This window comes from Waterburya agarophytonicola KI4 (assembly GCF_020640915.1).
Lineage (GTDB): Bacteria > Cyanobacteriota > Cyanobacteriia > Cyanobacteriales > Xenococcaceae > Waterburya > Waterburya agarophytonicola.
In genome coordinates, this window is sequence record NZ_JADWDC010000134.1 from 1 (window position 1) to 3,708 (window position 3,708).

The following is a 3,708-nucleotide window of genomic DNA, read 5'->3' on the forward strand; positions in this document are numbered from 1 at the left end:
ACTCAAAGTTTTCCCAATCGAGAAGGCTCGGTTGTTTAAGCGTTCGTCTCCCAATACTTCTCGGTTAAGAATTAAACAGTGTTTAAAATTGCAAAAATAACTCGATCATGGCGAACTGGCGTTTCTCGGCGAAGAGGTTTTTTAGAGGGAAATTTGGAACGAGGCTTTTTAACTACCCGTGGATTCTGTCTGCCTTGTCTTGGGGGAATTTGTTCAGCTAGAATATCCTGAATCAACCGTGAGAAAAAAAGGGCAGTTGCTCATTTTTTAGGTCTTGAAAATTAGGAATGGCTCGACGAATAACTTTCAGAGTGCCAGTAAAACCGGCGTTGTTCAAACTAGGGTTACACTTCTGGAAAAATTACCCAATTTATGAGAACATATGTTCTGAATTATTGCTCTAGAGCAGAGAGATGCTTGATACTAATAAGTTAGGTCAAAATTAGGCAAATATAGCAGTAAACTGAGTGAATCCATCTTCTTCTGTAGCTTCGGCTCTTCAACCTCGTCATCGTCAAGAATTAGCGATCAATGTTCTCTCGAAACAAGAGTCGGTAAGCCAGATAGCCAAACAAGAGCAAGTAAGTCGTAAATTCATCTATCAACAAAAAGCGATTGCTGAACTTGCTTTAAATACGGCGTTTGAAAAAGAAGAACCAGATCAGGAAGTCTTATATTATCTACCCATCACACAAAAATGGATATTTCAATTCATTTTAGCGTTGATTTTGATTTGCCATTGCTCTTATCGAGGAGTTAAGGAGATATTGCGCGATTTATTTGATTATCCTCTCAGTATCGGCACCATACACAACAGGGTAATCGCAGCAACTGAAAAAGCCCGAAACATCAATCAAGCTCAAGATTTATCCTCAATTGAGGTAGCATTACTCGACGAACTCTTTCATAGTACTCAACCCATCTTGACAGGAGTGGATGCTGATTCGACCTACTGTTTTCTCCTAGAAGCAGTGGAGCATCGCGATGAAGACACCTGGGGATGGTATTTGCTGGAAGCCGAAGAACAAGGATTGAATCCCGATTACACCATAGCTGACGCGGGAAAAGGAATTAGAGCAGGACAAAAAGCTGCTTGGGGAGAAGATATTGCTTGTCATGGGGATGTCTGGCATATGTTTGACCAATGTGACGCTTTATGTCGCAATTTAGCTAAAAAAGCCCAGGGTGCAACAACTCAACGCGAAAAGCTAGAAGAAAAGATGGAGATAGCCAAATTAAAGGGTCAAGGAAATAAATTCTCAGCTAAGTTAGTTAAAGCACGTCAAAAAGAGGAAAAACTGCTTCAATTAGCTAAGGATATTAAAATACTTTTTTATTGGCTCAGAGTTGATATTTTGTCCTTGGCAGGGCCAGAGTGGTCAGAACGATTGGAGTTGATGAACTTTATTATTGAAGAACTACAAGTCAGAGAAGACCAGGCTCACAAGGGAATCAAAGCTCTAAGAACTGCGTTATCGAATCAAAAATCGGATTTATTAGCTTTTGCCGAAGTTCTAGACCAGAAAATCGCTGATATTGCCCAAAAGTTTAAGGTTTCTCTATCTCAGGTGCGAGAGGTCTGTTTGTTAACGAAGAAGTCCCTTTCAACTAGCGTTTATTGGCAGAAATGGAATCATCTATATCAGCAACTTTCTGAGAAATTTCTACCAGTCAAGGAAGCGGTAGAATCCGCCATGAAATCAACCCCCAGAGCTAGTTCTTTGGTTGAAAACCTCAATTCCCGCCTCAGAAATTACTTTTTCAATTGAAAGCACTTGAATTCCGATTATCTTGACCTGCTTCGGTTTTTCTTGAATCATCGCACCTTTAGGTCAAGTAGAATTCCTGAACGAGTTGGCAAAAGTCCTACGGAGCTGATGACAGGTAAAAAACATCCACATTGGTTGTCACTGTTAGGATTTGAGCTTTTTCAAAGAGCCTAAAAAGTAAGTTTCCATAGTAATACTTTTGTTCTGTAACGCGAAGTCAAAACTTGGCTTAATTTGAGCTGCGTTTGTTACCCAAAATTGCCTGTTTTTGAACAACGCCGAAAATACAAACCTGGAGTGCGTCAACCTAATCGTGATGTGATTGGAGAGACGTAATTGTTTCCTCAATATAGAAACAGTCCCATTTTATGCTTCTATTATTCCCATTTTATGATTCAAGTTACAAGGAGCGATTTGAGCAATTTTCATTTGCTAACCTCGTAAAAGTGAATTCTTTTTTCTAAAAAGATTTTTCTAAAAAGATTAAAAAAGACTTGATTAAATTCAATTGTCTTTGACGTTGGTAAAATACCAATCGATAAAATTGATAAATTTAATACACATTATTTTTTGTCATCTAAATAAATGCCTCTTGCTGTCGCAAAAAAAGCAAATACATTGTGTGTACTAATATGTTTTAGTTTGAAGTGCTTTTTAATTTGTTATTCTATATATATCCTTATTTAAAATTTTTGTCTGTTCGCTAGAAGACATACAATAGTTAAATACAATCTTGATTAAGAGTTGTGTTTTTATTATCAAATATTAGAGTTAGTTGTTAACATTAAATCAAAAGTAAGTAATAGTTTCGGAATCTTTGCTAACTAAAATCTGTTTAAATCAGAATCCTATACTTTTGATTTAAACTATTCCATTAATACAATTAAATAGACACCAGAAATCGCTTCAAACACTGTCATGTATGAGCCAATAAGCTCATGCAAATAATTACAACTGTATAAACATAGAGGAGACAATAAAATGAAAGCTAATGAAGTTTTAAAAAGATACGCAGCAGGAGAAAGAAATTTTCGCGAAGCAGACTTAAGAGGCATAAGTTTAGCTAAAACGGATTTAAGCGGTATAGATCTTAGTGGCGCGCATTTGACTAATTCTGACATGAGTAACTCAAATTTAAGTAATGCTAATTTAAATTGGGCTGGACTCAAAGGAACTAATTTCCAAGGAGCTAATCTGAGAGGTGCAAAAATGCCTAATGGCAGAATACACAACGATCTTCTAGAGTGGGATAATTATTTTAGCTAATGTCTAATCATTAAATATTGGATGCAGATTAATGGACAATTCTTAATGCAAATACTAAAATTCTAATTTGGAAAAAATAGAATTTTAGTTCTCTTATAAAAATATAGAACTAACATCCATTAGGAATAATTATTTCTGTTACAAAAAGCTTGACAAGGATTAAACCATGAAAAGACAAAATTTATCAAATAAAGATCGTCCTGTAGGAGAAATTCACTTAGAAATTGCAGACACTTTTCAGGATTCAGGAACAAGAACGATTGAAAAGCTAATAATATTGAATAGAGGCTGACAAAGCAAAAATTATGACTACGCTAACCAAAAATGATATCAAACAAAGCGAACTATTAAATCAATTAGTTCTCGATTTTGATACTACTGAAATAGTTGGTCACGTTAAAAAGCTTTGGCTTGATGTCAAAGCCCATCAGGTAAAAGGTTTAACCTGCACCCACGGAATGTTTGACCGTGAAAAACATACATTCTCTTGGGAAAAGGTTGTCACAGTTGGTCATGATAGTATCCTGGTCAATACTGAAAACCAAGAAACGGTCGAGCAACTTGAATCAAACGATAATGTAATCGGGCTAAAAGTATGGACAGATGCAGGTAATAAAGTCAGGGTAAGCTCATCTTATTTTGTATAAAATGTACTTGACAAAAGTTTCGTTTT

3 protein-coding genes are annotated in these 3,708 nt (G+C 36.0%); all 3 read left to right on the top strand.

Annotated elements, in window-relative coordinates; translation table 11 throughout:
• Positions 1-467 precede the first annotated feature (467 nt).
• The 3 genes from I4641_RS23420 (at position 468) to I4641_RS23430 (ending at position 3,682) form a co-directional block, all read left to right on the top strand.
• On the top strand, positions 468-1,769 hold the full coding sequence (locus I4641_RS23420) for a hypothetical protein (protein WP_229642997.1): 1,302 nt from the start codon (positions 468-470) through the stop codon (positions 1,767-1,769).
• Between the two features lie 981 nt (positions 1,770-2,750).
• Complete coding sequence (locus tag I4641_RS23425) at positions 2,751-3,035, top strand: pentapeptide repeat-containing protein (RefSeq protein ID WP_229642998.1); 285 nt, start codon at positions 2,751-2,753, stop codon at positions 3,033-3,035.
• A 305-nt stretch (positions 3,036-3,340) separates the two neighbouring features.
• The gene (locus tag I4641_RS23430; protein ID WP_229642999.1) at positions 3,341-3,682 is read left to right on the top strand and encodes a PRC-barrel domain-containing protein; all 342 of its coding nucleotides are present in this window, start codon (positions 3,341-3,343) and stop codon (positions 3,680-3,682) included.
• Positions 3,683-3,708: the final 26 nt, after the last annotated feature.

What these genes read in the sequence shown, in the direction of transcription:
- I4641_RS23425 (WP_229642998.1), top strand. Translation starts at nt 2,751, where the DNA reads ATGAAAGCTAATGAAGTTTTAAAAAGATACGCAGCAGGAGAAAGAAAT.
- I4641_RS23430 (WP_229642999.1), top strand. Translation starts at nt 3,341, where the DNA reads ATGACTACGCTAACCAAAAATGATATCAAACAAAGCGAACTATTAAAT.